The sequence below is a fragment of the Streptomyces sp. NPDC019890 genome, from assembly GCF_044903445.1.
Classification (GTDB): Bacteria; Actinomycetota; Actinomycetes; order Streptomycetales; family Streptomycetaceae; genus Streptomyces.
In genome coordinates this window covers 36,300-61,480 of sequence record NZ_JBJDQK010000001.1, presented here as the reverse complement: position 1 = coordinate 61,480, position 25,181 = coordinate 36,300, and the positions used below count along the sequence as shown (strand labels likewise).

The 25,181-nt window shown below is 71.1% G+C and carries 27 protein-coding genes; 20 read left to right on the top strand and 7 right to left on the bottom strand.

Going from position 1 to position 25,181, the window contains the following annotated elements; genetic code table 11:
* Window positions 1–12: 12 nt before the first annotated feature.
* A complete protein-coding gene (locus ACI2LP_RS00290) occupies window positions 13–867 on the top strand; it encodes a BTAD domain-containing putative transcriptional regulator (protein WP_404722281.1) in 855 nt (284 codons plus the stop codon).
* Window positions 868–910: 43 nt separating this feature from the next.
* On the opposite strand, the gene ACI2LP_RS00285 is transcribed toward ACI2LP_RS00290, so the two are convergent.
* From ACI2LP_RS00285 to ACI2LP_RS00265, 5 genes are all read right to left on the bottom strand, one after another.
* Window positions 911–2,083, bottom strand: a complete 1,173-nt coding sequence (locus ACI2LP_RS00285; protein ID WP_404722280.1) for a hypothetical protein — start codon at window positions 2,081–2,083, stop codon at window positions 911–913.
* A 52-nt stretch (window positions 2,084–2,135) separates the two neighbouring features.
* Window positions 2,136–3,545, bottom strand: a complete 1,410-nt coding sequence (locus ACI2LP_RS00280) for a DUF6002 family protein (RefSeq protein WP_404722279.1) — start codon at window positions 3,543–3,545, stop codon at window positions 2,136–2,138.
* A 74-nt stretch (window positions 3,546–3,619) separates the two neighbouring features.
* Window positions 3,620–4,975, bottom strand: a complete 1,356-nt coding sequence (locus tag ACI2LP_RS00275; RefSeq protein WP_404722278.1) for a condensation domain-containing protein — start codon at window positions 4,973–4,975, stop codon at window positions 3,620–3,622.
* Window positions 4,976–4,978: 3 nt separating this feature from the next.
* A complete protein-coding gene (locus ACI2LP_RS00270) occupies window positions 4,979–6,253 on the bottom strand; it encodes an MFS transporter (RefSeq protein WP_404722277.1) in 1,275 nt (424 codons plus the stop codon).
* 1 nt (window position 6,254) lies between these two features.
* Window positions 6,255–7,637, bottom strand: coding sequence for a hypothetical protein (locus tag ACI2LP_RS00265; protein ID WP_404722276.1), 1,383 nt, complete (start codon window positions 7,635–7,637; stop codon window positions 6,255–6,257).
* A 403-nt stretch (window positions 7,638–8,040) separates the two neighbouring features.
* On the opposite strand from ACI2LP_RS00265, the gene ACI2LP_RS00260 reads away from it, so the two are divergent.
* The 11 genes from ACI2LP_RS00260 (at window position 8,041) to ACI2LP_RS00210 (ending at window position 17,735) form a co-directional block, all read left to right on the top strand.
* Entirely contained in the window at window positions 8,041–9,294 is a 1,254-nt protein-coding gene (locus ACI2LP_RS00260) for an aldehyde dehydrogenase family protein (RefSeq protein WP_404722275.1), read from the top strand.
* Window positions 9,291–9,878, top strand: coding sequence for a hypothetical protein (locus tag ACI2LP_RS00255; protein WP_404722274.1), 588 nt, complete (start codon window positions 9,291–9,293; stop codon window positions 9,876–9,878). The genes ACI2LP_RS00260 and ACI2LP_RS00255 overlap by 4 nt, the downstream gene beginning before the upstream one ends.
* On the top strand, window positions 9,875–11,584 hold the full coding sequence (locus ACI2LP_RS00250; protein WP_404722273.1) for a thiamine pyrophosphate-binding protein: 1,710 nt from the start codon (window positions 9,875–9,877) through the stop codon (window positions 11,582–11,584). The genes ACI2LP_RS00255 and ACI2LP_RS00250 overlap by 4 nt, the downstream gene beginning before the upstream one ends.
* Window positions 11,581–12,966 (top strand): class I adenylate-forming enzyme family protein, encoded by a 1,386-nt coding sequence (locus ACI2LP_RS00245; protein ID WP_404722272.1) that lies wholly within the window; start codon window positions 11,581–11,583, stop codon window positions 12,964–12,966. The genes ACI2LP_RS00250 and ACI2LP_RS00245 overlap by 4 nt, the downstream gene beginning before the upstream one ends.
* 539 nt (window positions 12,967–13,505) lie before the next feature.
* Window positions 13,506–14,375, top strand: a complete 870-nt coding sequence (locus tag ACI2LP_RS00240) for a beta-ketoacyl synthase N-terminal-like domain-containing protein (protein WP_404722271.1) — start codon at window positions 13,506–13,508, stop codon at window positions 14,373–14,375.
* Entirely contained in the window at window positions 14,372–15,568 is a 1,197-nt protein-coding gene (locus ACI2LP_RS00235; protein ID WP_404722270.1) for a hypothetical protein, read from the top strand. The genes ACI2LP_RS00240 and ACI2LP_RS00235 overlap by 4 nt, the downstream gene beginning before the upstream one ends.
* Window positions 15,547–15,885, top strand: coding sequence for a TcmI family type II polyketide cyclase (locus tag ACI2LP_RS00230; RefSeq protein WP_360881366.1), 339 nt, complete (start codon window positions 15,547–15,549; stop codon window positions 15,883–15,885). The genes ACI2LP_RS00235 and ACI2LP_RS00230 overlap by 22 nt, the downstream gene beginning before the upstream one ends.
* Window positions 15,882–16,142: an acyl carrier protein gene (locus ACI2LP_RS00225; protein WP_404722269.1), complete on the top strand. Its 261-nt coding sequence runs from the start codon at window positions 15,882–15,884 to the stop codon at window positions 16,140–16,142. The genes ACI2LP_RS00230 and ACI2LP_RS00225 overlap by 4 nt, the downstream gene beginning before the upstream one ends.
* Entirely contained in the window at window positions 16,139–16,894 is a 756-nt protein-coding gene (locus ACI2LP_RS00220; RefSeq protein WP_404722268.1) for an SDR family NAD(P)-dependent oxidoreductase, read from the top strand. Before ACI2LP_RS00225 ends, ACI2LP_RS00220 begins: the two co-directional genes overlap by 4 nt.
* On the top strand, window positions 16,894–17,274 hold the full coding sequence (locus ACI2LP_RS00215; RefSeq protein WP_404722267.1) for a SchA/CurD-like domain-containing protein: 381 nt from the start codon (window positions 16,894–16,896) through the stop codon (window positions 17,272–17,274). The genes ACI2LP_RS00220 and ACI2LP_RS00215 overlap by 1 nt, the downstream gene beginning before the upstream one ends.
* 5 nt (window positions 17,275–17,279) lie before the next feature.
* On the top strand, window positions 17,280–17,735 hold the full coding sequence (locus ACI2LP_RS00210; RefSeq protein ID WP_360881374.1) for an anthrone oxygenase family protein: 456 nt from the start codon (window positions 17,280–17,282) through the stop codon (window positions 17,733–17,735).
* A gap of 61 nt (window positions 17,736–17,796) precedes the next feature.
* Here the strand turns inward: ACI2LP_RS00210 and ACI2LP_RS00205 are convergent, their stop codons facing one another.
* Complete coding sequence (locus tag ACI2LP_RS00205) at window positions 17,797–19,224, bottom strand: multicopper oxidase family protein (protein WP_404722266.1); 1,428 nt, start codon at window positions 19,222–19,224, stop codon at window positions 17,797–17,799.
* 10 nt (window positions 19,225–19,234) lie between these two features.
* Complete coding sequence (locus tag ACI2LP_RS00200) at window positions 19,235–19,624, bottom strand: SchA/CurD-like domain-containing protein (protein ID WP_404722265.1); 390 nt, start codon at window positions 19,622–19,624, stop codon at window positions 19,235–19,237.
* 205 nt (window positions 19,625–19,829) lie between these two features.
* Between ACI2LP_RS00200 and ACI2LP_RS00195 the strand changes: the two genes are divergently transcribed.
* The 8 genes from ACI2LP_RS00195 to ACI2LP_RS00160 are packed head-to-tail and all read left to right on the top strand — an operon-like array spanning window position 19,830 to window position 25,178.
* Window positions 19,830–20,264: a cupin domain-containing protein gene (locus ACI2LP_RS00195; protein ID WP_360881380.1), complete on the top strand. Its 435-nt coding sequence runs from the start codon at window positions 19,830–19,832 to the stop codon at window positions 20,262–20,264.
* Entirely contained in the window at window positions 20,261–21,538 is a 1,278-nt protein-coding gene (locus tag ACI2LP_RS00190) for a beta-ketoacyl-[acyl-carrier-protein] synthase family protein (protein WP_404722264.1), read from the top strand. Before ACI2LP_RS00195 ends, ACI2LP_RS00190 begins: the two co-directional genes overlap by 4 nt.
* A 3-nt stretch (window positions 21,539–21,541) precedes the next feature.
* Entirely contained in the window at window positions 21,542–22,774 is a 1,233-nt protein-coding gene (locus tag ACI2LP_RS00185) for a ketosynthase chain-length factor (protein WP_404722263.1), read from the top strand.
* A 50-nt stretch (window positions 22,775–22,824) separates the two neighbouring features.
* On the top strand, window positions 22,825–23,295 hold the full coding sequence (locus tag ACI2LP_RS00180) for an SRPBCC family protein (RefSeq protein WP_404722262.1): 471 nt from the start codon (window positions 22,825–22,827) through the stop codon (window positions 23,293–23,295).
* A 10-nt stretch (window positions 23,296–23,305) separates the two neighbouring features.
* Window positions 23,306–23,767, top strand: a complete 462-nt coding sequence (locus ACI2LP_RS00175) for an anthrone oxygenase family protein (protein WP_404722261.1) — start codon at window positions 23,306–23,308, stop codon at window positions 23,765–23,767.
* A 28-nt stretch (window positions 23,768–23,795) separates the two neighbouring features.
* Complete coding sequence (locus tag ACI2LP_RS00170; protein ID WP_404722260.1) at window positions 23,796–24,548, top strand: SDR family NAD(P)-dependent oxidoreductase; 753 nt, start codon at window positions 23,796–23,798, stop codon at window positions 24,546–24,548.
* Complete coding sequence (locus ACI2LP_RS00165) at window positions 24,548–24,877, top strand: antibiotic biosynthesis monooxygenase family protein (RefSeq protein ID WP_404722259.1); 330 nt, start codon at window positions 24,548–24,550, stop codon at window positions 24,875–24,877. The genes ACI2LP_RS00170 and ACI2LP_RS00165 overlap by 1 nt, the downstream gene beginning before the upstream one ends.
* Window positions 24,867–25,178 (top strand): antibiotic biosynthesis monooxygenase family protein, encoded by a 312-nt coding sequence (locus ACI2LP_RS00160; protein WP_404722258.1) that lies wholly within the window; start codon window positions 24,867–24,869, stop codon window positions 25,176–25,178. The genes ACI2LP_RS00165 and ACI2LP_RS00160 overlap by 11 nt, the downstream gene beginning before the upstream one ends.
* Window positions 25,179–25,181 lie beyond the last annotated feature (3 nt).

Below are 25,181 nucleotides of genomic sequence, written 5' to 3'. Positions count from 1 at the left end.
GGAGTAGCGGATATGGACATCAGCGTGCTGGGGCCGTGCCGGGTCGTCCAGTCGGGGGTTTCCGTTGTCCCCACTGCAGTCAAACCACGCAAGGTCCTTGCCCTGCTCGCCATGCACCCGGACCAAGTGGTCTCGGTGGGCTCGCTGGTGGAGGAGCTGTGGGGCGAAGCACCGCCGCGCAGCGTCCAGACCACCTTGCAGACCTACATACTTCAGCTGCGCAATCTGATCGCCGCCGCCATCGGCGGGTCCCGCAGGCCCGAACTGCCGAACGGCGCCAAGAGCATCCTCGTCACCGAGTCGGGCGGCTATCTGCTCGACACCCAGGGCGGCGTGGTCGATGTCAGTGAGTACGAACGGCTTGCCGGCACCGGGCATCGCGCCCTGGAGAGCGGCAACTGCTCGGTGGCGTCCGACTCCTTCCGCAGGGCGCTCGCCCTGTGGCGCGGTCCCGCGCTCGTCGACGTACAGTGCGGAGCCCTGCTGGAGATCGAGGCCACCCGTCTCGAGGAGTCGCGCCTGAGCATCCTCAACCAGCGCATCGAGGCGGATCTGCGGCTCGGCCGCCACCATGAACTGGTGGGTGAGCTCTCGGGTCTGGCCGCTCAGCATCCGATGCACGAGGACACGCAGGGCCAGCTGATGCTGGCGCTCTACCGCTCCGGCCGGCGAGGCAACGCCCTTGAGGTGTATCAGCGCCTTCGCTCGGTGCTCTCCCAGGAGCTGGGGCTCGACCCCTCGCCCCGGCTGCAGCATCTTCAGCGGGCGATGCTGGAATCCGCACTCGAACTGGAGATCCCGTCCGAGCCGGTGCGGGTGGGAGTGGGGGCCGGAATGGGCGTCGAACGCGCTCTGCGGGCGCGCTGAGCGCTCACGCCCCGGTGGTGCGCAAGCCCTTGCGCCGCCGGGGTCACGTCCGGTTCCATGACCCGGGCTCATCGGCCCCCTTCTCGCCGGGCGCGTGGACGGCGCCCCGCGCGCACACCGCATCGGCCGGATCCTCCCGGCGGCGCAGCGCGCGGGCCGCCTGCCACATCTGCGCGGCGGCCCGCGCGGTCTCCCGGCCGCTGAACCCCTCGCACAGCTGCGGCAGATGGGGCCGGAGCGCCTCCTGGACGGAGGGGGCGAAGTGCACATCGCCGGCCGGGTCGATGCGTACGCCTTCGGCGAAGGTGAGCCGTTCGTTGTAGGCGACGGCGTCGGACAGCGAGAGCCCGTACGGCAGATCGAGCTCGATCCGGCGGCGGGTGACCCGGGCCGGATACCCGCCGGGCAGCCCCTGCGGCCCCGGCACGGCGGCGCGCAGCTCCGGGCCGCCGTGCAGCGCCGTGAGCAGGCGGGCCACCGTGTGCGCGGTGACCGGGTTGAGCGCCTCGCGCGGCACACCGCGCTGCTGGGCCAGGAGCTGTCCGACACCGCCCAGTTCATGGTTGCCGAGCCAGACCCTGGCCTCGTCGTCGGGGTGGTCGGGCCGGTGCAGATGACGGTGGTGGGCAAGGACCCGCAGTCCGCGGCGGGCGGCGGGACCGAGTGCGGCCTGGACGGACGCGGTGACCAGAGCGCCGTTGCCCACCCCGCACACGACCGGCAGACCGAGCCGGTACAGCAGCGGATTGACCGCGTCCGGATAGCAGGCGTTGACCAACTGGGCCCTGGAGCCATCCTGTTGGAGTGCCCGGCCGACCCGCAGCGCGACCGCGGCCTGCAGGGGCAGCGTCGCCGCGAAGCCGCAGCGGTCGAGCAGCCGCGTCCAGGCGGACGGCGTACGGTCGCGCTCCCAGGGCGAATACCAGGACGCACACACCAGCACCGTGCCGGGTCGCAGCGCCGCCAGCCTCTCCCGCAGCACCGCGTCGTCCGCGTCCAGCTCACCGGGGGTGAAGCGGCGCGGCACCCGGCACAGCGCCGCCTCGGCCCGGGCCAGATAGCAGACGGAGGCGGCCCGCCCGGTGTCCCGGCCCAGCACATGGACCTGGCTCGGCCCCTGGGCGGCCGGGGTGCGGGCGAGCGCGACACAGACGGCACGGGCGAGGGAGCCCGTGCCGACGACCACGAGCGTGGCGGGGTCCTGTCGCCGGATCACTGGCCGGCCTCCTCGGTGGCCGGGGGACGGGCATCCGCCGATGAGGTGCCGGTCACGGCCGCCGTCCCCGGTGCATCGACGCGGGTCCCATCGCGCGGCTGACAATCGGCAGCAGCCCGGCCGGGTCGTCCGCGTGGTGGAGCCGCTGAGCCGGTATCGCCGTGAAGTCCGTGTCCCCGTACGACCCCGAGCCGTGGACCAGTACCTCCGGCTCCGTCAGCAGCCCCCGGTCGATTGCTTCCAGCACCCCGGTGAAGACCATGACGAGGGACCACTCGCGCAGCCCGCGAGGGTCGTGCGGAAGCTCGACACCGGCCGGCCGCAGCATCTCGCGGATCTGCGGATAACGGGCCAGGCACTCGTGCAGCGAGACGACGACGCCCCCGCCGCCGTTCTCCCGGATCAGCCGCGACATCGTCCGGCTGGTCATGGGCGTACGTGTGTAGAACGTCGGGTCGATGACCTCGTCGGGATGGTGGGTGGTGCGCGGGAAGTGGGGGTCGATGCTCTGGTGGTAGAGCCCGGTGGCCGGGTCCAGGGCGTAGCGGGGCATCCGCTCGCGGGAGAAGTCGCCGTGCAGCAGGTCCAGCACCATGTCGGGGGTGTTCATGTGCTGTACGAGGAAGTAGTGCGGCGGTATGCGGTGCTCGCCGCCGCCGGTGAACGAGGTTCCGTAGTGATGGCCGAGCAGGCCGAAGGCGCTGGACACGGCGTGTGCGTGCACCCGCCCGCCGACCGGCGGCGGGGGCAGCAGCTCCTCCTCCATCAGGGCCCTGACCGTGTCCGCGGCCTGGTAGTTGCCGATGTCGAGGGTGTACCACAGGGCGCTGCCGTACCGCGTGCGCAACAGGTCCGCGTACTTGTCGTGGAAGTCGCGGGCGAGTTCCTTGACGCCCGAGGGGTCCGCGCCGCAGTAGCTCACCACCGGGTTGCGGCGGCGCAGTTCGGGGTCGGAACTGAGCAGCGAGTCCCACAGCTTGGTGCGGGCGCGCTCCGGAACGACGCTGACGATCCGCAAATGGTCCCGGTCCGCGAGCCCGGCCCGGTGGGCGCGCAGGACGGCGTCGCGCAGCGCGGTCGCCTTGTTGCCCGACGACGGAGTGAGCAGGGTGACGGGCTCCCCGGTACGCCGTATGTACGCCACGGCCCTGGCCACCATCAGCAGGGACGCGAAGGTCTTGGTGGTACGGGTGCCGGGATTGCGGCGCAGATCCAGCAGCCGCATCCGGGTGTCCCGGTAGTCGGGGAGATCGACGATGGCGGCCTCGGCGGCTTCGAGGTAGCGCAGCATGTCGTCGTCGAGCGGCGGAAGCTGCGCGCCGGGGGTGAAATCGCCGGGCAGGGAACGGTTTTCATGCATGGCTTGCACGGCCCGGCCCACCGTCTCCCAGTACCGCGACAGGGCGGGGACCGTCGTCGTGCAGGCGTGCTGAAGCTTCTCGGATGTCTCGCTGCTGTTCATGTCAGGCTGACTCCTGATTCTGCTGTGTGAGGGAAGCGGTGGGTCTCGACGGCGCACGTCCGTGGCCGACGCGGTCATGTCCAGTGCTGCCGGATCCGCCGGTACGCCTCGGTGAGCGGCAGGCCGGGCCGGGCGGCCGCGGTCCGCACCAGGCCGACGGCGGCGTCGAGGAACGGGGTGCCGTCCGCGAGGACGCGCGGGTCGTGCTCGATACGGAGGATCAGCGGTGCGTCCATGTCCTGGACCAGCCGGACGCGCAGGGCGAAGCGGGCCGACTGGTCCTCGGGCTCCATTGCGGCGGCCAGTTCGGGTGGACAGGGCAGGATCCGAAGCCCCGCGGCGGACAGCCGGCCCAGCGGCGGAAGGAAGTTGAATACGGCGATGCGTTGGGCGTCGCTCTCGGGTGTCTCCAGCTCCCGCAGCGAGAGTCCGAAAAAAGGGGGCGATGCGGCGTTGGCGCGTACGAAGCCCTCCAGCCACTCGCCGAGCAGCCGGGTCTCCTGAGCCTCCTGAGCCGGTGGAACGGTGACGGCATGTTCGGCGAGGGGACCCGGGACGTTGAGCCAGCCGCGCCGGTGCCGGCCGTTGCGGAAGTAGTTGAGCGGCACGAACAGCGGCTCGGCCTCCTCGCTCCAGGCAGAGACGACAAGCTGGGTCACGGCGAGCAGCAGACGGTGGCGGTCGCTGCCCGCCGACTGGGCGAGCCGGCTGAGGACCGCAAGGTCCGCATCGGCAAAGGCGAGTTGGGCAGCCGCATCGGTGCTGTAGGACGTGACCTCGCTGTCCTTGGCGCCGGGGAAGCGCGGCCGCCGGCGTGGGTCAGCGGCCCGGCCCAGTGCTTCCTGCCAGTACGCACGGGCCGCCGACCGCTCGGCGGACGATGCGTCGAACTGCCGGGCGAAGGAGAGGAATGCGGGGAACGGGGCCGGAGCGATGGCAGGCTCTCCTGCCAGCACCGCGTACCGATGCAGCAGATGCCGCAGGAGCAGCACCAGCGTGCGCCCGTCCGCGCAGGCGTGGTCGAGGGCGATCAGCAGCAGATGCTCGTCCGGACCGGTCCGGGCCAGCAGGAAACGCGCGGCCGGATCCTCCTGGAGGTGGAACGACGCCTCGGCGGCCGCCCGCAGGCGGGCCCGGATCGCCTGGCGCGCCGGACCCGGCTCAAGCTCCTCGAGACGGGAGGGCGGGCGGCCGCCGTCCGGCACCCAGCGCACCGTACCGCCGCCGCGTAGGCGCAGCCGCCCGCGCAGCACATCCACTCCCTCCGTCGCCTGCCGTACGGCGCGGGCCAGCAGCGAGGTGTCCAACGGACCCCGCAGCAGCAGGAGTTCATGGACGGGGGGATAGCGATGGCTCGTCGGATGCCCGTCGGGCCCGAACTGGGCGCGCAGCAGCATCTCCCGCTGCAACCCGTACGGCTCGGCATCCATCGGCTAACGCTCCTCGGCGGTGACGGCAGCGGCGGGCTCCCGCTTCGGCCCCGCCGCCCTGCCGCTCAGCAGCCCTGGCGCGAGCATCAGTGCGGGGCCGGCGATGACGACGGCGATCAGGGCGGCCAGGCTCGGCTCGCCGAAGCCGGTGAGCGCTCCCGAGGCCCAGACGCCCAGCACCAGGCAGGCGTCGCACAGCGGGACGAGCAGCGCGAAGTAGCGGCCGGTCATCCGGGCCGCGAGACGGCTCTGCACCTCGGCGTAGAAGACGACCGTGCCCACCGCCTCGAAGGCGCCCGCGAGCACCAGCACCCCGATCGCCGGGGCCGGGTGGTGAAGCAGCGGAAGCAGCAGCCAGCAGACTCCCTCGATGACATTCACCGTCATATAGACGGCGCCCTGCCGAAAACGCCCGAACATGGCGGCGAGAAAGCCGCCCAGCGAGGCCCCGAGCCCGATTCCCGCGGACAGATAGCCGAACATCCCCGGGATTTCGGAGTAATGGTGGAGTGCATAGAGCGGGAGGAAGAGTTTGCTGATTCCAAAGCCGAACATGTAGGTGAAGGAGGTGAGCGTCAACACTCCCAGGAAACGGTCCTTGGCGACGAGCCGGGTCAGCTCCCGTACGTTGTCGACGAACATCCGGCGCAGGGTGACGGCCACCAGCGCCGCACGGCCCGGCGGCGCAGAGCCGGCCGCCGCCCGGTCGTCCAGCGGCACGGGCGGGGGAGCGGGCATCCCGATCATCAGCACGGCCGCGATCAGAGCGAAGGCCGCGTCCGTGAGGAACAGCAGGGACAGCCCGAAGGGGACCAGCACACCGGCGACCGCCGGGCCGATCAGATTCGGCACCCGCTGCGCCGAAACCAGCAGCGCGTTCCCGCGCAGCTCCGACCCCTTGGGGACGGCGACCGTGCGCAGCGACATCCGGGCGGGCACCCCGAAGGCGTAGGCAACGCCGCAGGCGATGGCCAGCAGCTGGACCTGCCACAAGTCGTCCGCGGCCGGCAGCAGCGGGACCACCAGCGCCCCGCCGAGCGCGCCTCCCATGGCATAGCGGCGCGGGTCCCCGCGGTCGACGAGGTCGCCGACCACCGCCCCGAACAGCACGTTCGGCAGCAGCTCCAGGGCGAGTGTGAGCGCCGCCTGAAGGCCGGAGCCGTACTGCTCGAGCACCAGCAGGGGCAGTCCTACGGCCGTCATGGTGGCGCCGAGCCGCAGGGTGAACAGGGACAGGGCCAGCCGCAACAGCGGCCAGTTGCGCTGCGACCCCTGCATCTCAGGCCCAGGTGAGGACGGCGTTCTCGGTGGCGTTGTACTCACCGACGCTCACCTTTCCCTCGGCGCCGGAGCCACCGTCCGGCAGGAACCGGGCCCAGCAGCCGCCCGCCCTGCCGTTGAAGAGCATGGGGCTGAGTACGGGCGAGACGTGCGCGGTCCATGTCTGCTTGCCGTCGGTCATCTCCAACGGGCAGGAGACGGGCTCGACATACTCCTGAACGACGCTGTCCCCCGCCGCGAACGCGCTGCTGACGGCGGCTTCCCAGGTCTGCTCCGAGGTGTGGCGGCCGACCAGGACCTCGCGCCCCATCTGGCCGATGGCCCGCTTGAGCACGAATCGTTCGCGCTCGCGCAGCAGCAGTGCGGGCAGCTCGTGTTCGCCCTCCCGCCAGCCGGTGCGGCCGGGGATGGTGATGCGGGTCCACGGCAGGTGACGCTCGACAATGCGGCGCTCGGCGCGGGTCATCCAGGGGCGCCCCTCGGAGACCAGCGCCAATGCCTTCTTGTTCGCCAGCAGACCGCTGCTCTGCGGTGGCAGCAGCAGGAAGCCCGAGCGCTGTGACTGATGGACGGGTTCCAGGCTGATGCCGCGCTCCCGCCAGTCGGGCAGGGCGAAGTCGCGCAGGCCGAGCGGATAGCGCAGGGACCCCGGTCGGCCGAGCGCGTCGGGGAGCTGGTGCGGTTCGAAGAACTCGGCGGTGAAGCCGCGGCGCCGGAACTGCTCGAGTGCGAGTTCATGGAAGCGGATGTCGGAGTCTTCGAGCAGATCTCCCAGACTGCCGACGACGGCGACCGCCTTCGGCAGCCGGCGCCGGGCACACACGTCCTCATAGGCGCGGACCCGGGCGATGAGCGGATCGTATCCCGTGAACGGCGTCCTGCCCGCCTCCTGGTGGGTCTGCTGCCAGACCGCGGCGAGCGCATGGGTCTCACTGGGTCCGCCGAAGGTCCCGCTGACGTTGAACTCCAGCAGCTGTGGGCCCTGTTCGCCGATGACCATGTCCGGGCGGGCCATCATGGCGCAGTACTCGGTCTCGGTGTTGTCCTGGCCCGACAGCAGGGGATAGTCGTCGGGGTCGGCGCCGAGCGCCACGGCGCGGGCGGGCCAGCTGCCGCCCTGGGCCAGCACGGCCCGGCGCACCAGTGACAGCAGCACCCGGCTCACGTCGAACAGCTCCTCGTAGGAGCGGCGCGGCAGGACGAACGGCTGCGCGGGAAGCGCGGGGCCGGGAAGCGAGACGCTCAGCCCGGCCATCTCCCGGCGCAGCAGCTCGGATATCCCGGCGCCCGACAGTCGCCGCAGGTCAGACGGGTTGGGCCGGCCCTCCTCCTGGAACCAGGGAGGCACCGTGGCGGCTGAGGGAGGAACGGTGCTGGTCATGATCGGCCTCCTGAGGGGTGGTACGGCTCAGCTGACGAGGTCGCCGGACCTTCGGCTTGGCACGGTGATTCCTGGATTCGAGCAGTTCCCTGAGCATGAAGGTCCTCACGGAGGGGCACCGGATCCCCGGCATTCCAGGGGTCTTCGAGTCGAGGCTGAGTGCGCGGGTATTTCAATGAGGAGAATTCCACGCCCGGAATTCTCTCTTCGGTTTCTGCTGGACACGCATTCGTAGGTCTGCTTACGCTGTCATTTATCGCTGCACCGGGCCGAGTTCCGGGCTCCCATGCCACGTGGCGGCAGGAAGAATAGTCGGACGGTCTCGAGAACTCCTGGAGGCCTTCGGCTGCCACCGGTTCCGTCGGCCCCGCCCGACACCCCAGTGCCGCGAGGAGACAGCTCGATGAGCCATCCGTCCATGCCAGTTCTGGAGTCGTTCACCCGTACCTGGCCCAACCTCGAAGCCGCGCACGAGAAGGCGATGAGGTCGGCCTCTGCCCTGCTGACCTCCCGCGACGAGGTGCTGTCGCTGCTGACAAAGGTCGCCACCTACAGCAGTGCGCGCGATGAACTCTTGCGTTCCGTAGCGGCGTTGACCGGCGCACCCTGGGAGCTGGCCCGCAACTGCCCGCCCCAGCTCTCCAGGCTCTCCGTGTTCCTGCCGTCGAACAACGTCCTCTACTCATATGCCCTGTTCGGCCTGATCCCGGCCCTCTACTGCGACGAGGTGGTCATCCGTCCCTCGGCCCGGATCAGGGACACCGCCTATGCCGTGCACAAGCTGATCAGCAGCCGTCTCGACCCGGATCTCGCCCAGCGGATCAAGGTGGTCGACGTCTCCCAGCGGCAGTTCAAACCGATCTGCTCGGAGTCCGACGCGGTGGTCTTCACCGGTCAGCCCTCCAATGCCTACGACGTGATGAAGTCCGTCGGCGGCCGGCCGCTGTTCCTGGTGATGGGCTCGGGCCCCAACCCCCTGGTCGTCGGCCCGCGCACCGACCCGGGTGCCGCCTGCAGGGCCATTCTGCGCGCCCGGCTCTACAACTCCGGTCAGGACTGCCTGTGCCCGGACGTCATCTTCGTGCACCGGCTGCGGCTCGACGCCGTTGTCGAGCAGTTGCGCGCCGAACTGTCCGTGCTGACCATCGGCGCGCGCAGCTGGCCGGACACGGTGCTGACCCCGCTGGCCTACGAAGACGCCGTGGAAGGCGCGGCGCAGTTCCTGTCCGAGCATGCCGACCATGTGGTCAGCGGTGGCGAAGTGGACCCGGACCGGATGCTGGTCGAGCCCTCGCTGCTGGTCCTCCCGGAGGGCGTGGACTTCCATCCGCCGGAGCTCTTCTCACCCATCTTCTGCATCGTGCCCTATGAGGACCCGGAGATGCTCCGCGAGTGGGCGCGCAGCCCCCAGGAGCTGGAGCGGGGCATGTACGTATCCGCGCTGGGCGAGCCGCGGCTGACGGGAGAGACCCTGGGCACCGGCGTCATCAGCCGCAACGCCACCACCCTGGACGCCGAGAACGGCAACCAGCCCTTCGGCGGGTACGGCGTGCATGCCAGCAGCATCCGGCGCGACGGGCGGCTGATCGGCCGGCCGCTGCTGCTGTCGGCGGAGGCCGGACTGCGGCAGTCGGTCATCACCGGGCCGCTGCGGTGAGCGTCGCGACGCGGGCGGACAGCCTGGTGGCAGGGTTCGCGCGGACGCTGGTCGCGGGCGCCGTGCGGCCGGGGCCGGGGACCGTACAGCTGGTCACGCGCGTCCTCGGCGCGCTGGTGGCGGAGTCGGCTGAGCCACCGCGGGACGCGCCCATCGTTCTTGCCGCGACCGACCACTGTCTGAGTGCCGTCGCCGAGTTCGTCGCCACATGCGAGGACACCACAAGGCGGCTGCGGCCGTCGGTGTCCCTCGCGTTGGAGCCCTCGCTGCTGCTCGGCCGCTTCACTGTCGAACAGCGGTGGGCAGCGCCGTGCTACGCCCTGGTGACGCCCGGCGGGGCCGGGGTGTCGGCCCTGGGCTGGGCGACGGCGGCCGTCGACAGCGGCAGCGTGCCGGCCGCGGTGGTCTGCGAGGTCGTACACGGCCAACTGGACGGAAAGACGGCCGTGTTGGCGGTCGCCGCGCTCATCGGCCCGGGCGGCTCTGCCACCGGCGGCGTGCACGCCGTGACCGAAGACCTCGATCCCGGTGCCTTCGACAGCGTGCTGCTGCGCGCGGCCCGCGGGGAGGTGCCCGGCACATGAGCGGTATCCCCTCCGCGTGGCAGCAGGCGGCCGACTGCCTCGCCGAAGCGGGCTGCGAGACCGTCTTCGGCCTGCCCACCGATGAACCCGGGCTGCTGGACGCGGCCGACGCACACCCCAAGCTTCGAGCGGTAGGCGTACGAGGCCACCGCGCCGGGGCCTGCATGGCGATCGGCCACGCGGTGGTCAGCGGTCGGCCCGTCGTGCTCGCCCTCGGTGCCGGACCGCCGTTCGGCGACGCGGTCACCGCCCTGATCGAGGCCGACTCGGTCTGCGCCCCGATCGTCGTGGTGACCACCCGCATACCCGCCGACGGTCTGGGCCGCGGTGGCTTCCAGGATGTCGACCAGGCGGCCCTGGCCACCGCGTTCACCAGCACGTATCTGCGGGTCCAGGATGCGGGAACGCTGACCTGGGCGCTGCGCAGGGCCGTTCACATGTCGCTGAACGGGAGGCCCGGAGTGAGCGTCGTCGAGGTCGCCCAGGAGGCCATCGAAGCAGCCGTCCCGGCCGCCGTCCCCGCCGACGGTCCTGCCGCCAACGGACCGGTACGCCGACTGCGGTCCGTGCCGGAGGACGCCGAACTGCGCCGTGCCGCACGGCTCCTGGCCGCGGCCGAACGACCCCTGCTCCTGCTCGGCGGCGGCGCACGAGCGGCTGCGGCCGGACCCGCCGCCCTCGCGCTGGCCGAGCGCTGGGGAGCACCCGTGATGACGACGGCGGCGGGCCGCGGCACCGTGCCCGAGGACCATCCCCTGGTGTGCGGCTCGGTCGGCCTGTACGCCACACCTCCCCTGGACTCCGTCCAGTGCGGCGCGGACACCGTGCTCGCCGTGGGCAGCCGCCTCGAGGAGACCGCCCGCATGGGCTGGGACACCCTCGAATCGGTGCGGCTCGTCCAGATCGACGGCGACCCGGCCGCCTTCGGCGGGGGAGTGGCCGAGCCCGCCGCCGCGCTGCTCGGCGACGGGGAGGCGACCCTTGCCCGGCTCACCCCGCTGCTGCCGGAGCCGAGCGCGGAACGCACCGACTGGCTGCGGACCGTGGCACGTGCCCGCCGTAAAGCGTGGCTGAGCTGGTCCGCCGAGGGCGACCGCGCCGGATCTCCTGCCCGCACCGCGCTGCACGCGCTCGCCGAGCTCTTCCCCGACGCAACCACCGTCCACGACAACGGCATGAACGACATCTGGTCGTACCACTGGCCCGTCCACCAAGTCGGCCCGCGCGGGCGGACCGTGGTCCCCGGCGAACAGACGATGCTCGGCTTCGGCGCCGGTGCCGCCCCCGGGGTCGCGCTCGCCGCAGAGGGCCGCCCCACCGTGGTGGTGTGCGGCGACGGCGGTGTCGAGATGGGCCTGGACGCCCTGCCCACCGCCGCGGAACTCGGCCTCGGCATCGTCCTGGTCGTCTTCGACAACCAGGGCTACGGCTGGCCCCGGCTGCTCCGCCAGGAACTGGGCGCGCCCGCGGGACTCACGCGTTTCGCCCGGCCGCTGCCCGTGGACGACGTCGTACGCGGACTCAGCGGTCAGGCCGAGTCGCCGGACGGCGTGGACGAGATCCCGGCCGCGCTTCGGCGGGCCCGGGAGGCAGCGGCGTCCGGTCGTATCGCGCTGGTCCGGATCAGGGTGCCCGACGACGATGTGCCGCCCGGGATCAGGAGGTTGTTCCTGACCGGGGGACAAGTCCCGGGAGACGCGTCATGAACGCCGTGCCCGGCCCCCTCGTCATCGACGGGGACCTCATCACCCCCACGGCGTTGCGCACCGCGGTCGAACGTACGGTTCGGGACCTCCGCCGCGAACTCGGCCCGACCGGAGCGTCCCGCGCGGTCGGTGTCGACGCGACGACCGGCCCCGCCGTGATCGTCACCGCCCTCGCCGCGGTACGGCTGCGGGTGCCGCTGTTCCTGCGCGGCCACTCCGCAGCCGTACAGAACTGGCCGCCGCAGGTCGGCGCGGTCGCCTCGCCCAACGGGTCGGAACTCGCCCCCGCCGTCCTGGCCACTGTGCCGCGGGACGCGTCGGAGATCGCCTCGGAGATCGCCCCGAACACCGGCGCGGTGTTCTGGACCTCCGGCAGCTCCGGCGCGGCCAAGGCGGTCGAGCTGTCCAGATCCGCCCTCGCCTACCAGTCCGAGGCGACCGCCCGTCACCTCGGGATCGACGGCGACGACGCGCTGCTGCTGCCCCTTCCGCTCAACCACGCTTACGGATTCAGTGTGTTCGGGATCTGGCGGCGCCTGGGCGGGGAGCTCAATGTGCACACCCTGCTGCGCCCGGAGGCGGTCGCCGCGGATGTGAAGGGGCGCCGTACGACATCAGTGGACGGGGTGCCGTTCCTCTACACGCTGCTCGCCAGGGCCGCGGAGACCGATCCCGTACTGCGGGCGGCGCTCGCGCGGTTGAAGGTGCGCGGGTGCGGCGGGGCGGTGCTGCCGGGCGCTGTCTCCGCCCACTTCCTCGATGTCGTCGGGGCACCGGTGCACGACGGCTACGGACTGACGGAGGCGGGCCCCAATGTGGCCCTCTCCTCGGCAGCGCACTGCCGAACGGGCACGGTCGGCAGGCCACTGGCCGGCACGGAGGTACGGATCGCCCCGGGCACCGGCGAAGTGCTGGTGCGCGGGCCGGGGTTGATGACCGGGTACCTCGGCCGCCCGGACGCCACCCGGGACGCGCTGCCCGGCGACGGCTGGCTGTGCACCGGGGACACCGGCGCGCTCGACGCCGACGGATTCCTGCGGGTGCTGGGCAGGTTGAAAGACATCATCATCGTCCTCGGCGAGAACCATGCGCCGGCCACGATCGAGGACGTGCTGCGCGCGGACGAACAGGTCGCGGACGCGGTGGTGGTGGGCGTCCCCACACAAAAGGCGCACGGCGACGCGGTGTTCGCCTTCGTGGAGGCGGCGGACCCGCACCGCCCACCGAGCGAAAAGACCCTGCGCACCCGCTGCTACCAGGGACTGCCGCCGCTGCTGCGACCGCGCTTCATCCAGGTCGGCACACTGCCGAGGCTGCCGGGCGGCAAGGCCGACCGCCAGCGCTTGCGGAAGCTGGCCGCGACGTCGGGAGGACAGCGCTGATGTCCGTCGTGATCACCGGGATGGGCCTGATCACTGCGTACGGCTGGGGAGTCGACGCGTACTGGGCCGGTCTGCTGGCGGGTTCCTGCGCCCTGCGCCCGCATCCTGCACTGGCGGCGGAGGGCTTTGCGCACACGGTGACGGGGGTGGTCGACGCGGTGGCGCCTCCTGGCACGTCGCGGCGCAGCCGGCTCGCGCGGGCCGCGGCCGCGGAGGCCCTGAGCCAAGCCGCGCTCTTCGGCACCGGTGGCGCGGGGGCGCCTGCGGCGGGGTTGTTCCCCACCCCGCCCCTTCCCGTAACTGGGGCTCCGCCCCAGACCCTCTCCCTACGCCCTGCGGGCGTGGGGGGACCCCCACGCCTCAATCGCCGGCGGGGCTGGATTTCCGCCGGACCGGCGGAAATCCAAGCCCGTCCGGCGATTGAGGACACGCGCGAAGCGCGCAAGGGGGTCTGGGGGCTTGCCCCCAGTTCGGGAAGGGGCGGGACTGGGGAACAAACCGCCACACCCGGCCCCGCCCCCCACCCCCTCGTCGTGCTCGTGGGACAGACCCCCCATGCCGACCCGGGCACCGCCCCCCGCTGGGGGAGCCATGAACTCTCCGGGCCGCGTGCCGACGACCTCCCCGGCATCGGCCCCGGCTCAGAGACCGTCTATCTCTCCCAGGCCTGCGCCTCCCTCTCCTTCGCCCTCGACTACGCCCGCACCTGGCTCCGATCAGGCCGCGGCACCACCGCCCTCGTCGTCGGCACCTCCGTGCTCAACGCCTACGAATACGCCGGCATGGCCATCACCGGCGCCCTCAGTCCCACCGGCGCACGGCCCTTCGACACGGCGCGGGACGGCACCAGCCTCGGTGAGGGCGCGGGGGCGCTCGTGCTGGAGACCGCGGACGCGGCCCGGGGGCGTGGAGCGCGGCCCCTCGCCGTGCTCGCCGGCGCCGCCGCACGTGTGAACGGCCGCAGCCCGGCCGCCTCGGACGAGGAAGCCATCGCCGACTGCATCCGCACCGCACTCGACGACGCCGGGCTCGACAGCGTCGGCTACATCCACGCCCACGCCACCGGCACCGTCCAGGGCGACACCGTCGAGCTCGCCGCGCTGGATGCCGTGGGGGCCGAGCGCGGCTGGGACGCCGTCCCCGTCAGCGGCCACAAGGGCGGCATCGGCCACCTCATGCACGCATCGTCCGCCCCCGGCATCGCCGCCGCCCTCGGTTGTCTGCGCACCGGCAGTGCCCCCGGCACGCCCGGTCTCGGTACTGCCGAGACCACCGGCCGGTCCGTGCGACTGCTCACGGCCGCCGAGCAGTTGAACGGCGCGCCCCGCAGCGTCCTCGTCAACAGCTTCGGCTTCGCCGGAAACAATTCCTCCCTCGTCCTGACCGCACCGGACGGGAGCACTTCATGATCCGCACGCTCCGCGCCCGCGCCGACTACGGCTGGCGGCACAGCCCGCGGCCGTACGTCGCCCGGCTGCGCCTCCTGGTCGACGGAGAGCTGCGGGCCGCGTTCCCGGGCCGTCCCATGCACACCGCAGCCGGGCCGCGCCTCGCATACACAGGGCCGTACGAGATCGGCAAGGGAATGCTTGCCCAGGTGGCGCGTCACCCGGACTCCGACGCGGCCACCGGCGCCGATCTCGAACTCGTCGCCGCCTCGGCCCGCAGACTCGCCGCGCTGCCCTCGGCCCGCACGCTGCAACTGCCGCCCAGGGTCCATCAGATCGTACGGATACGCGAAGACCTCGAGACGACTCTGGGCGGCAGATGCCGACGCGAGCGGCAGCGCTTCAACCGCAACCGCCGCAAGGAGCAGTGGACGTGGGAGCACTCCGAGGCGGCCGAGGACGTGGAGTTCTTCCACCGCAGGATGCACGTTCCCACGGTCCGTGCGCGGCACGGCGCGGATGCGGTGAGCGAGCCGCTGACCGTGGCCCGCGAGTGCCTGTTCAAACAGGGGCACTTGTTCTTCATCCGGGCGGGCGGGCCGCAGGGCGAGCGGATCGCCGGGACCCTCTGCCGCTGGGACGAACGCCGCCGGACCCTGACCTACCGGCTCGTCGGCATCCTCGACGGCGACCACAGCCTCCGGCTGGCCGGCGCCCTGACCGCGCTGCAGTTCTTCGTCTTCGAATGGGCCGCACAGCACGGCGTCCCGACAGTGGACCTCGGCGGCGGCGCCCCCTTCCTCAGCCGCGGCATCGTCCAGCAGAAAATGCGGCTCGGCGCCGAAGTCGTGCTCGCCCCCGTCCCCGTACGCCATCTGCGGATGCGGTTGCGTGTTGCGCGGGACACCGAGGGGGTACGTGACTTCCTGGTCGCCAATCCGCTCCTCGCCACCACCCCCGGCGGTGGACTGGAAGCCGTCTACTTCCACGACCGCACGCGGCCGATCCGCGACGACGTGGCGTGGCGCAGCCCGGGCGTGGACCGCCTGCGCATCGTCGACCTCGATGAATTCCTCGACCGGCAGGTCAAGTTGGACGGTGGATCGAGCAGAGCTCCAGCGCTGCCTGTCACGGTTGGGACGAGCCCGCCAACCGCAGGGCTTCTCAGCACATTCCACGAAGGAGGCCGACGGTGGCACACCGGACGCTCATAGTGGCTCGGATGGAGCCGGGCAAGGCCGGCGACATCGCCAAGATCTTCGAGGAGTCGGACTCGAGCGAGCTGCCCCACATGATCGGTGTGACGAGGCGGTCGCTGTTCACCTTCCACGATCTCTATTTCCATCTGGTCGAGGCGGACGAGGACATCAGCCCGCGGCTGTACCAGGCTCGCAGCCACCCGCTCTACGACGACATCAACACCCGGCTCGCCGAGTGCGTTTCGCCGTACGACCCGAACTGGCAGGAGCCCAAGGACGCGATGGCGCAGTCCTTCTACATCTGGACCAAGGAAGGAGGGCGAATCCAGTGAGCGAATTCACCCTGCCGGAGCTCGCCGACAAGCTTCGCGAATGCGCCGGTGAGTCCGAGGGCATCGACCTCGACAGCGACGCAGTGCTGGACGTCCCGTTCATGGAGCTCGGCTACGACTCCCTCGCGCTGCTCCAGGTGACCGGAGTCATCAAGCGCGAGCGCGGCGTGGAGCTCTCCGACGACGCCGTGGTGGAGGCCGAGACCCCGCGCCTCCTGCTCAAGATGATCAATGCCAACCTCCCCGAGGCGGCATGAGCACGGAAGATGCCCTCACCTCGGGTCTGGCCGGCAAGCGCGTGCTCATCACCGGCGGCACCCGCGGCATCGGACGGGCGTCGGCTCTGGCCTTCGCCCGTGCCGGGGCACAGGTGGTGGCGGGCCACAGCAAGGACGGCGAGGCCGCCCAGTCGCTCGCGCGGGAGCTGGGCGAGCTGGGCGTCGGCCATCTGACCGTGCGGGCGGACGTCACCACCGCTGACGGTGCCAGGAAGCTCGCCGAGGCCTGCGAGGAGCAGCTCGGCGGGCTCGATGTGCTGGTGAACAACGTCGGCATAGACGGGCACGCGAAGTTCGGCGATCTCGAAGCGGCGGAGTGGCAGCGGCTGTTCGACCACAACGTCACCTCGGCGTATCTGGTCACCCAGGCCGTGCTCGACCTGCTCTCCGAGGGCGCGTCCGTCATCAACATCGGCGCCTCGGTCGCCCTGCGCGGCCGGCCGTTCAGCGCCCACTACTCGGCCTCCAAGGCGGCCCTCGTCGGCTTCGGACGGGCGCTGTGCAAGGAGCTCGGGCCGCGCGGTATCCGGGTCAACACCGTGGCCCCGGGCGTCACCGAGAGCGAGACCGGCGGAGATCTGCCGCCGCATCTGCGGGAGCGGATCGCCGCGATGACCGCCCTGGGCCGGCTCGGCCGGCCCGAGGACGTGGCCGGGACGGTGCTCTTCCTGGCGGGGGACGCCTCCCGCTATGTCTCCGGTGCCACGATCACCGTCGATGGAGGAATCTGATGCCGTACGCAGCGATCACCTACCGGGTCAAGCCCGGCCACGAGGACGAGATCGCCGAGATATTCGCCAAGTTCACCCGCGTCGACACCCCCGACTTCAAGGGTGCGGACGGCTCGGCCGCCGGGCGTCTGCTGGGCACCGGGGTCTTCATCAAGGACGACGTGATGGTCCGCGTCATCCACTACGAGGGCGACTTCGCGGCCGTCGGCCGTCATATGGCCACGCAGCAGGGCGTGCACATCCTGGAGGAGAAGCTTCAGCCGTATCTGGCCGAGGAGCGGGACACCAGTTCGCCGACGGCCTTCGCGGCGTACTTCCGCAATGCCACGATGCGCTCCATCGCCCAGCTCACCGTCGACTCCCACCCGGCCGGGGCCTGAGCGCCATGACCGAGGTGCTGGGGATAGCTGTTCTCCTCGGCAGCGGGGTCACCGCGGGGGTGCTCTTTGCCGTGGCGCTGAGCGTGCTTCCCGCGCTCTTCGCGATGGAAACGGGCACTTATGTGTACGCGCACAAACTGCTGGGCCGCAACTGGGACCCGACCATGCCGGTCGTCGTCCTCACCTCCACGCTGCTCGCCGCGGTCCTCGCCCTGACCGCCGACGACGGCGCGGCCCAGGCGCTGTTCGCCGCCGCCGCGGTGCTGCTGCTGGGTGTTTCCGCCGTGTCCCATCTGTGCAATGTGCCGATCAACCGGCGGGTCAAGTCCGTGGAGAACCCGGACGAGCTGCCCGCCGACTGGGAGGACCCGCGCCCGCTGTGGCGGCGCTGGCACCTCCTTCGTACCCTGCTCGCGGTCCTCGCCCTGGCGCTCAACGCAGCGGCGGTCACCGCCCTCTGACACCACAAGAAGGCCCGGTACGGAAGCCCCCACAGGGGGCTTCCGTACCGGGCCTTCCTCCTTACTTCACGATCTCCATCTGGCCCATCATGCCCATCATCTGATGGCCCAGCATGTGGCAGTGGTACATGTACGGGCCGGTGTAGTCAGTGAACCGGAGCATGATCTCCGCGGACTGGCCCGCCATCACCGTGATGGTGTCCTTCAGCCCGGCCTCGCCCGGCGCCGGAGGCCGCCCGTCGCGGCTGAGAACCCGGAACTGCTCCAGATGCGGGTGGAGCGAGTGCGGAATACCGAGGGTGTCGGAGTTGCGGACCGTCCACACCTCGGTGACGTCCAGCCGGGGACGGATGTCGATCCGGTTGATGTCGAACGGCTTGCCGTTGATGAGGTGCTGGCCGCTCGCCGGGTCGAAGGCGACGTGGAACTCCCGCCGCACCTGCGCCGTTCCCAGGTCCGGCACCGGGCGCAGCGTGGCCGGCACGGAGCTCGCGTCGGCTGCCGGGCGCACCACGTCGAACCGCATCACCTCCGGGGTCTCCCCCTCGAAGGCGGCCAGGTTCTCCAGGACCAGCTTGGTGCCGACCGGGTAGCGGGAGAAGTCGACGACGATCTCGTTCCGCTCGCCCGGCCACAGGGCCAGCGCACCGGTGGGCGCCGGGGCCGGCAGCAGGCCGCCGTCCGTCGCGATCTGCACCAGCTCCGCGCCGCCCTGGGTGCCGTCGTTGAGGCGGAGGAAGAAGCCCCGCTCATTGGCGGTGTTCACCAGACGCAGCCGGTACTTGCGGGCCGCCACCTCGAAGTACGGCTTGGGGCGCCCGTTGACGAGGATGGTCGGCCGGTCCTCCGGCTTGTGCATGTCGTAGACGAACGCGCCGTTGTCTTCGAACTTCGCGTCGCGCAGCTGCAGCACCACGTCGTACTGCCCCTTCGGGAGCGGCAGTGCCTCCTCGAAGCGGTCGGTGAGCAGATAGGTCGCCGACAGACCGCGGTAGATGTTCTCCGCGTGCGCGCGGTGGGTGTGGTCGTGCATCCACAGCGTCGAGGCCCGCTGGGTGTTGGGGTAGTAGTAGCTGCGCCGGCCGCCCGGCTGGATCTGGTCCTTGGGGTGGCCGTCGGAGCGTACCGGCACATGTCCGCCGTGCAGATGCAGCGCGAACGGGTCGGCCAGCTCATTGCTCAGCTCGACCAGGACGGGACGGTCCCGGTGGGCCACGATCAGCGGCGCGAGCACGCCGTTGAAACCGCGGATCCGCGTGCGGGTGCCGGGCAGGATCGTCGCATCCCCTTCCCGCGTCTGAAGCCGGTACAGATCGTGGCCGGGCAGCCGGGTCGGCCGCAGCGGCTTCGGCACCGCCAGCGGGACGGTGAACGGGGCGGTGGCCGCCTCGGCCCTGGAGGGCCGTCCAGCGACGATCAGTCCGGCGGGTGCGGCGACCAGCAGCCCCACTGCCGCGCCTCTTCTCAGTAACTGTCTGCGGTTGAGCACGAATTCTCCCTCAGTTCGCTGACGGTGCCGCCGCCGCGTCGCGTACGGACATCTGCGCCATACAGGTGAGCAGGGACCGCTTGAAGGTGGCCACGAAGCCCTCGACCGTGCCGGTGTCCCGGGGCCGGGTCAGATAAGGGGCGAGCTTCTCCTCGACCTCCTTGACGCCGGGCTGGGTGGCCATGTGCCGCGCGATGGCGTCGAGGTCGCCCTCGTACTCGATGACGCGGACCATGGTGTCGTCGCGGATGAAGACGGCGGTGGCGAGAATGCGCGCCGTCTCGCCGCCCCCGGCGCCCTTGACGACGGGGGAGCCCACCCGGCGGAAATTGCCGAAGATCTCGGTGATCTCCTTCTCGTAACCGGCCTTGATGTCATACGTGATCGCGGCGAACGGCATGCCAGCTCCTTCAGATGGGCGAAGTCTTGCCTCGCCAATACGCCGCATCCCACTCGCCATGTACTTGAGCGCCGGTACACCACTCTCCCGGCCGATTCCAAGCCGCTCATCGGGTGGTTTTTCCGTCAACGCGTGTTCGAGCCGCCTTCTAGGTACGGCTGAGAACGTGCTGGCGCTGAAGAAGAGGCTGTTGAGGAGGCGGGCAGTGACCACCGAGATCACGCGGACCGTCCGGGTTCACGCCGATGAAGTCGAGCACAACACTCGGCGCGGCGGCGATATCCGGACGACGCTCAGCCCCAAGACCGTGGGGTGCACCTCCGGTTTCGGCGGAGTGCTGAGCCTGGAACCGGGCGACTTCATCACCACGCACTACCACCCGTACTCCGAGGAGTTCCTGCACGTCGTCACCGGCGAGCTGGAGATGACGCTGGACGGTACGCCGGTCAGCCTCGGCCCGGGCGACTCGCTGCTGGTGCCCATCGGAGTACGCCATCGACTTGTCAACACGGGTAAGGAGACCGCTCACGCGGCCTTCCATCTCTCCCCGCTGGCCCCGCGTCCCGAACTGGGACACGTGGACATCGAGGAGGTCCAGCGGCCGCAGGAGCCCAATCCGCAGGTGGGCGGTGCCGCGTGAGCCGCAAGGCCGTCATCACCGGCATCGGGGTGGTGGCGCCCGGCGGGGTGGGCCGGGAGGCCTTCTGGGACCTGCTGTCCGCCGGCCGCACCGCGACCCGCCGCATATCGCTCTTCGACGCCTCGTCCTTCAGGTCCCAGGTGGCCGCCGAGGCCGACTTCGACCCGGTCGAGGCCGGCCTGTCCCCGCGCCAGGTGCGACGGATGGACCGGGCCGCGCAGTTCGCGGTGTTCAGCGCGCGCGAGGCGGTCGAGGACAGCGGCTACGACTTCGCGAACACGCCGCCCGAGCGGATCGGCGTCAGCATCGGCAGCGCCGTCGGCTGCACCACCGGGCTTGAGGAGGAGTACGTCCTGCTCAGCGACGCCGGCCAGCACTGGCTGGTGGACCACACCTACGGCGTGCCCCATCTGTACGGGTACATGGTGCCCAGCACCCTCGCGGTGGAAGTGGCGTGGGAGGTGGGCGCCGAGGGGCCCGTCGCGCTGATCTCCACCGGCTGCACCTCCGGTCTCGACTCCATCGGCCACGGCGCGCAGCTGATCGAGGAGGGCTCCGCCGACGTGGTGCTCGCGGGCGCCACCGACGCCCCGCTCTCACCGATCACCTCGGCCTGTTTCGATGCCATCAAGGCCACCTCGCCCAGCAACGACGACCCCGAGCACGCCTCGCGGCCGTTCGACCAGAACCGGGACGGATTCGTCCTCGCCGAGGGCTCGGCCGTGCTGGTCCTGGAGGAGAAGGAGGCCGCCGAGCGGCGCGGCGCCCGGATCTACGGCGAGCTCGTCGGCTTCGCCAGCCGCAGCAACGCCTTCCATATGACGGGCCTGAAGGCGAACGGCCGGGAGATGGCCGAGGCGATCCAGGTGGCGCTCGACCAGGCCAGGCTCGCCCCCACCGCCGTGGACTACATCAACGCCCACGGCTCCGGCACCAAGCAGAACGACCGGCACGAGACCGCCGCCTTCAAGCGCTCGCTGGGCGAGCACGCCTACGACGTCCCGGTCAGCTCGATCAAGTCGATGGTGGGCCACTCACTGGGCGCCATCGGCTCCATCGAGGTCGCTGCCTGCGCCCTGGCGCTCGAGCGCCAGGTGGTGCCGCCCACCGCCAATCTGCACACCTCCGACCCTGAGTGCGATCTGGACTATGTGCCGGTGACCGCTCGCGAGCACCGGATGGACGTGGTGCTCAGCGTCGGCAGCGGCTTCGGCGGCTTCCAGAGCGCGATGCTGCTGGCCCGCCCGGGTGTGGTCCGAAACGGGAGGAGCTAGACGGTGAGTACCACCGCTGCACAGGCACCGGTCGTCACCGGCCTCGGTGTCGTCGCGCCGACCGGGCTCTCCGCCGAGGCCCACTGGGCCGCCGTACTCGCCGGGAAGCCGGCCATCGGACGGATCAGCCGCTTCGACCCGTCGGCCTACCCGGTACGGCTCGCGGGCGAGGTGCCCAGCTTCGTCACCAAGGAGCAGGTGCCCAGCCGGCTGATCCAGCAGACCGACCGCTGGACCCATCTGGGTCTCGCCGCGGCCGAGGCGGCGATCAACGACGCCGATGTGCACCCGGCCGAACTCCCCGAGTACGAACTGGCCGTGGTGACTGCGAGCTCGTCGGGCGGCACCGAGTTCGGCCAGCACGAGATGGAGAACCTCTACCAGCACGCCCCGGACTGGGTCGGCGCCTACCAGTCGATCGCCTGGTTCTACGCGGCGACGACCGGCCAGGTCTCCATCCGGCACGGGCTGCGCGGCCCCTGCGGAGTGATCTGCAGCGAACAGGCCGGCGGTCTGGACGCCATCGGTCAGGCCCGGCGGCTGATCCGGGGCGGCTCGCGGCTCGTGGTGACCGGCGGGACCGACGCGTCGCTGTGCCCGTACGGACTGACCGCCCAGCTCTCGACGGGCCGGCTGTCCACCGTGCAGGACCCGGCCCGCGCCTATCTGCCGTTCGACTCCGAGGCATCGGGCTATCTGCCCGGCGAGGGCGGCGCGATGCTGCTCGTCGAGAGCGCGGAGGCCGCCGACGCCCGCGGTGCGCAGCAGATCTACGGCCGGGTGCTCGGCTACGCGGCCGGCTTCAACCCTCCGCCCGGCTCGGAGCGCCCGCCGTCGCTGCGCCGTACGATCACCGCCGCACTCGCGGACGCGGAGCTCGAACCCGGCGACGTGGACGTCGTCTTCGCCGACGCGTTCGGCGTCCCCACCGAGGACCTCGCCGAGGCCGAGGCGCTCGCCGCGGTCTTCGGCCCGCGCGGCGTCCCGGTGACCGCGCCCAAGACGCTGACCGGGCGGCTGTACGGCGGCGGAGCCGCACTCGACGTCGCCACCGCACTGCTCGCCCTGCGCGACCGGATCGTCCCGCACACCGTGGGGCCCACTGCCCCGGCGCCCGGTATCGAGATCGACCTGGTGCTCGGCGAACCGCGCCGCCAGGAGCTGCACACCGCGCTCGTCGTCGCCCGCGGCCACGGCGGCTTCAACGCCGCGCTGGTCCTCGGGCGGGCGGACTGACACACCGGCCGACCGACACACGCCACACCGACTACCGGGAGGAGGCCGCCATGGCGGGCCACACCGACAACAGCATTGTGATCGACGCGCCCATGGAGCTGGTCTGGGACATCACGAACGACCTGAAGGGCTGGCCGCAGCTGTTCAGTGAGTACGCCTCCGCGGAGGTGCTTGAGGAGAAGGAGGGCGAGGTCACCTTCCGCCTCACCATGCACCCGGACGAGGACGGCAATGTGTGGAGCTGGGTCTCCCGCCGCATCCCCGACGCCGAGGCCAGGACCGTGCACGCGCACCGCGTCGAGACCGGGCCGTTCGAATTCATGCGCATCTACTGGGAGTACACCCAGGAGAAGGCCGGCGTACGCATGCGCTGGGTGCAGGACTTCCATATGAAGCCCGAGGCCCCGGCGAGCGACGAGGGGATGACGGAGTACCTCAACCGCAACACCGCCGTCCAGATGAACCTCATCAAGCAGAAGGTCGAGGCCGCGGCCGCAAGCCGGGCCGAGGCGGCGGGCTAGGAGGACGCAGGTGCTCGCCTTCCTGGTCCCCGTCGTCGTGCTGCTCAACGGCCTGGCGGCCGGAGTGCTGTTCGGCACACAGCTGGGCGGCTGGCCGCTGCTCGCGGCGCTCCCGGCCGACCGCTATGTGCACGCCCACGCCTTCTTCGCCACCCGCTACGACCCGGCGATGCCGCTGTGTCTGCTCGGCACGCTGATCGGCGACGCCGTACTGGCAGTGCTCGCCCCCGATGCCGCGGTCCGGGTCCTGTTCATCGTCGGGGCCGTGCTCGCGGCGGTCACGGTCACGATCTCGCTCACCAAGAACGTCCCCGTCAACAAGTGGGTGCAGACCCTCGATCCGGACAATCTGCCGGACGACTTCGAGGCCAATGACCCGCGCTGGAACTGGGGCGCCTGGAATCAGCGGCGCAGTGTGATCACCGTGATCGCCCTCTTCGTCAACTGCTCCGCGCTCGCCCTGCTGCTCTGACGCCATTCGACGCTTACGGAGGAAAATCATGGATCTCGGCCTCAGGGGCAAGAAGGCCCTGGTCACCGGCGGCACCCGAGGGGTGGGCCGGGGCATCGTACGGGCTCTGGCACAGGCCGGCGTCGATGTGCTCACCTGCTACCGGCAGGAGAGCGAAGCCGTGACGTCGCTGGAGAACGAACTCAAGGAGACCGGCGGAGCGCACCATGTGGTGCGGGCCGACGTCGCCGACCCCGCGGATGTCACGGCCCTGATCGAGCACGCCCGTACCCACTACGGACACCTCGACCTCGTGGTCAACAACGCGGGCGCCATCAGCCACATTCCGTACGAGGATCTGTCGCTGGAGGAGTGGCGGCGCATCGTCGACACCAACCTCACCGGTTCGCACCTCGTCATCCAGACCGCACTGCCCCTGCTCGGCGCGGGCTCCTCGGTGATCAGCATCGGCTCGAAGGCCGTCGACGCGGGCATACCCCTGCGCTCCCACTACACCGCCACGAAGGCGGCGCTCGCCGGTCTGAACCGGTCCCTGGCCAAGGAGTTCGGCGGTCGCGGCATTCGCTTCAACATCGTCGCGCTCGGCGTCGTCGAGACCGAGAACCTGTACGCGCTGCCCGAGGACCAGCAGAAGCTGATGATCGAGCGGTACAGCGCGAAGACCGCGCTGGGCCGGCTCGGCACGCCGGACGAGGTCGCGGGCGCGATCCTCTGGCTCACCAGCGACCTGGCCCGCTATGTCACCGGCGCGACGATCAGCGTGGACGGAGGAATCTCCTGATGGCCGCCACCGTCTTCCGCGTACTGCTGCGCATGGACATCGAGCCGGGCCTGGAGGAGGAGTTCGAGCGGGAGTGGCTCGCGGGCACCGACGCGGTGACCGGACACCCCGCCAACCTGGGCCAGTGGCTCTCCAAGGCCACCGACGCACAGAGCAGTTACTACATCATCAGCGACTGGGTGGACGAGCCGCGGTTCCGCGCGTTCGAGGAGAGCCCGGCGCATCTGGAACACCGCGCGAAGCTCCACCCCTACCGCCGCGGCGGCGAGTTCCACACCATGAACGTCGTCACGCACATCGAAGGCAAGGCGTCCGCCGATGCCCGGTGAAGTCAGGGTGCTGGTCTACCAGGCGGCCCACGACGAGGAGCAGCTCCAGGCGGTGCGCGAGGCGTACCACCTGGTCAGCAAGCGACTGGCGGAGGTCCCGGGGATGCTCGGCAACGAGCTGCTGCGCTCCCCGGCCGACCCCACCGCGCTGATCGTCGTGAGCCGCTGGGCCGATCTGGCCGCATTCCAGCGCTGGGAGGAGGGCGCCGGGCACCGCGAGGACACCGCGCCCCTGCGCCCGTACCGCGACACCCGGCTCGCCGTGCCGTTCGGCATCTACGAGGTCGATGCGTCCTACTGAAGG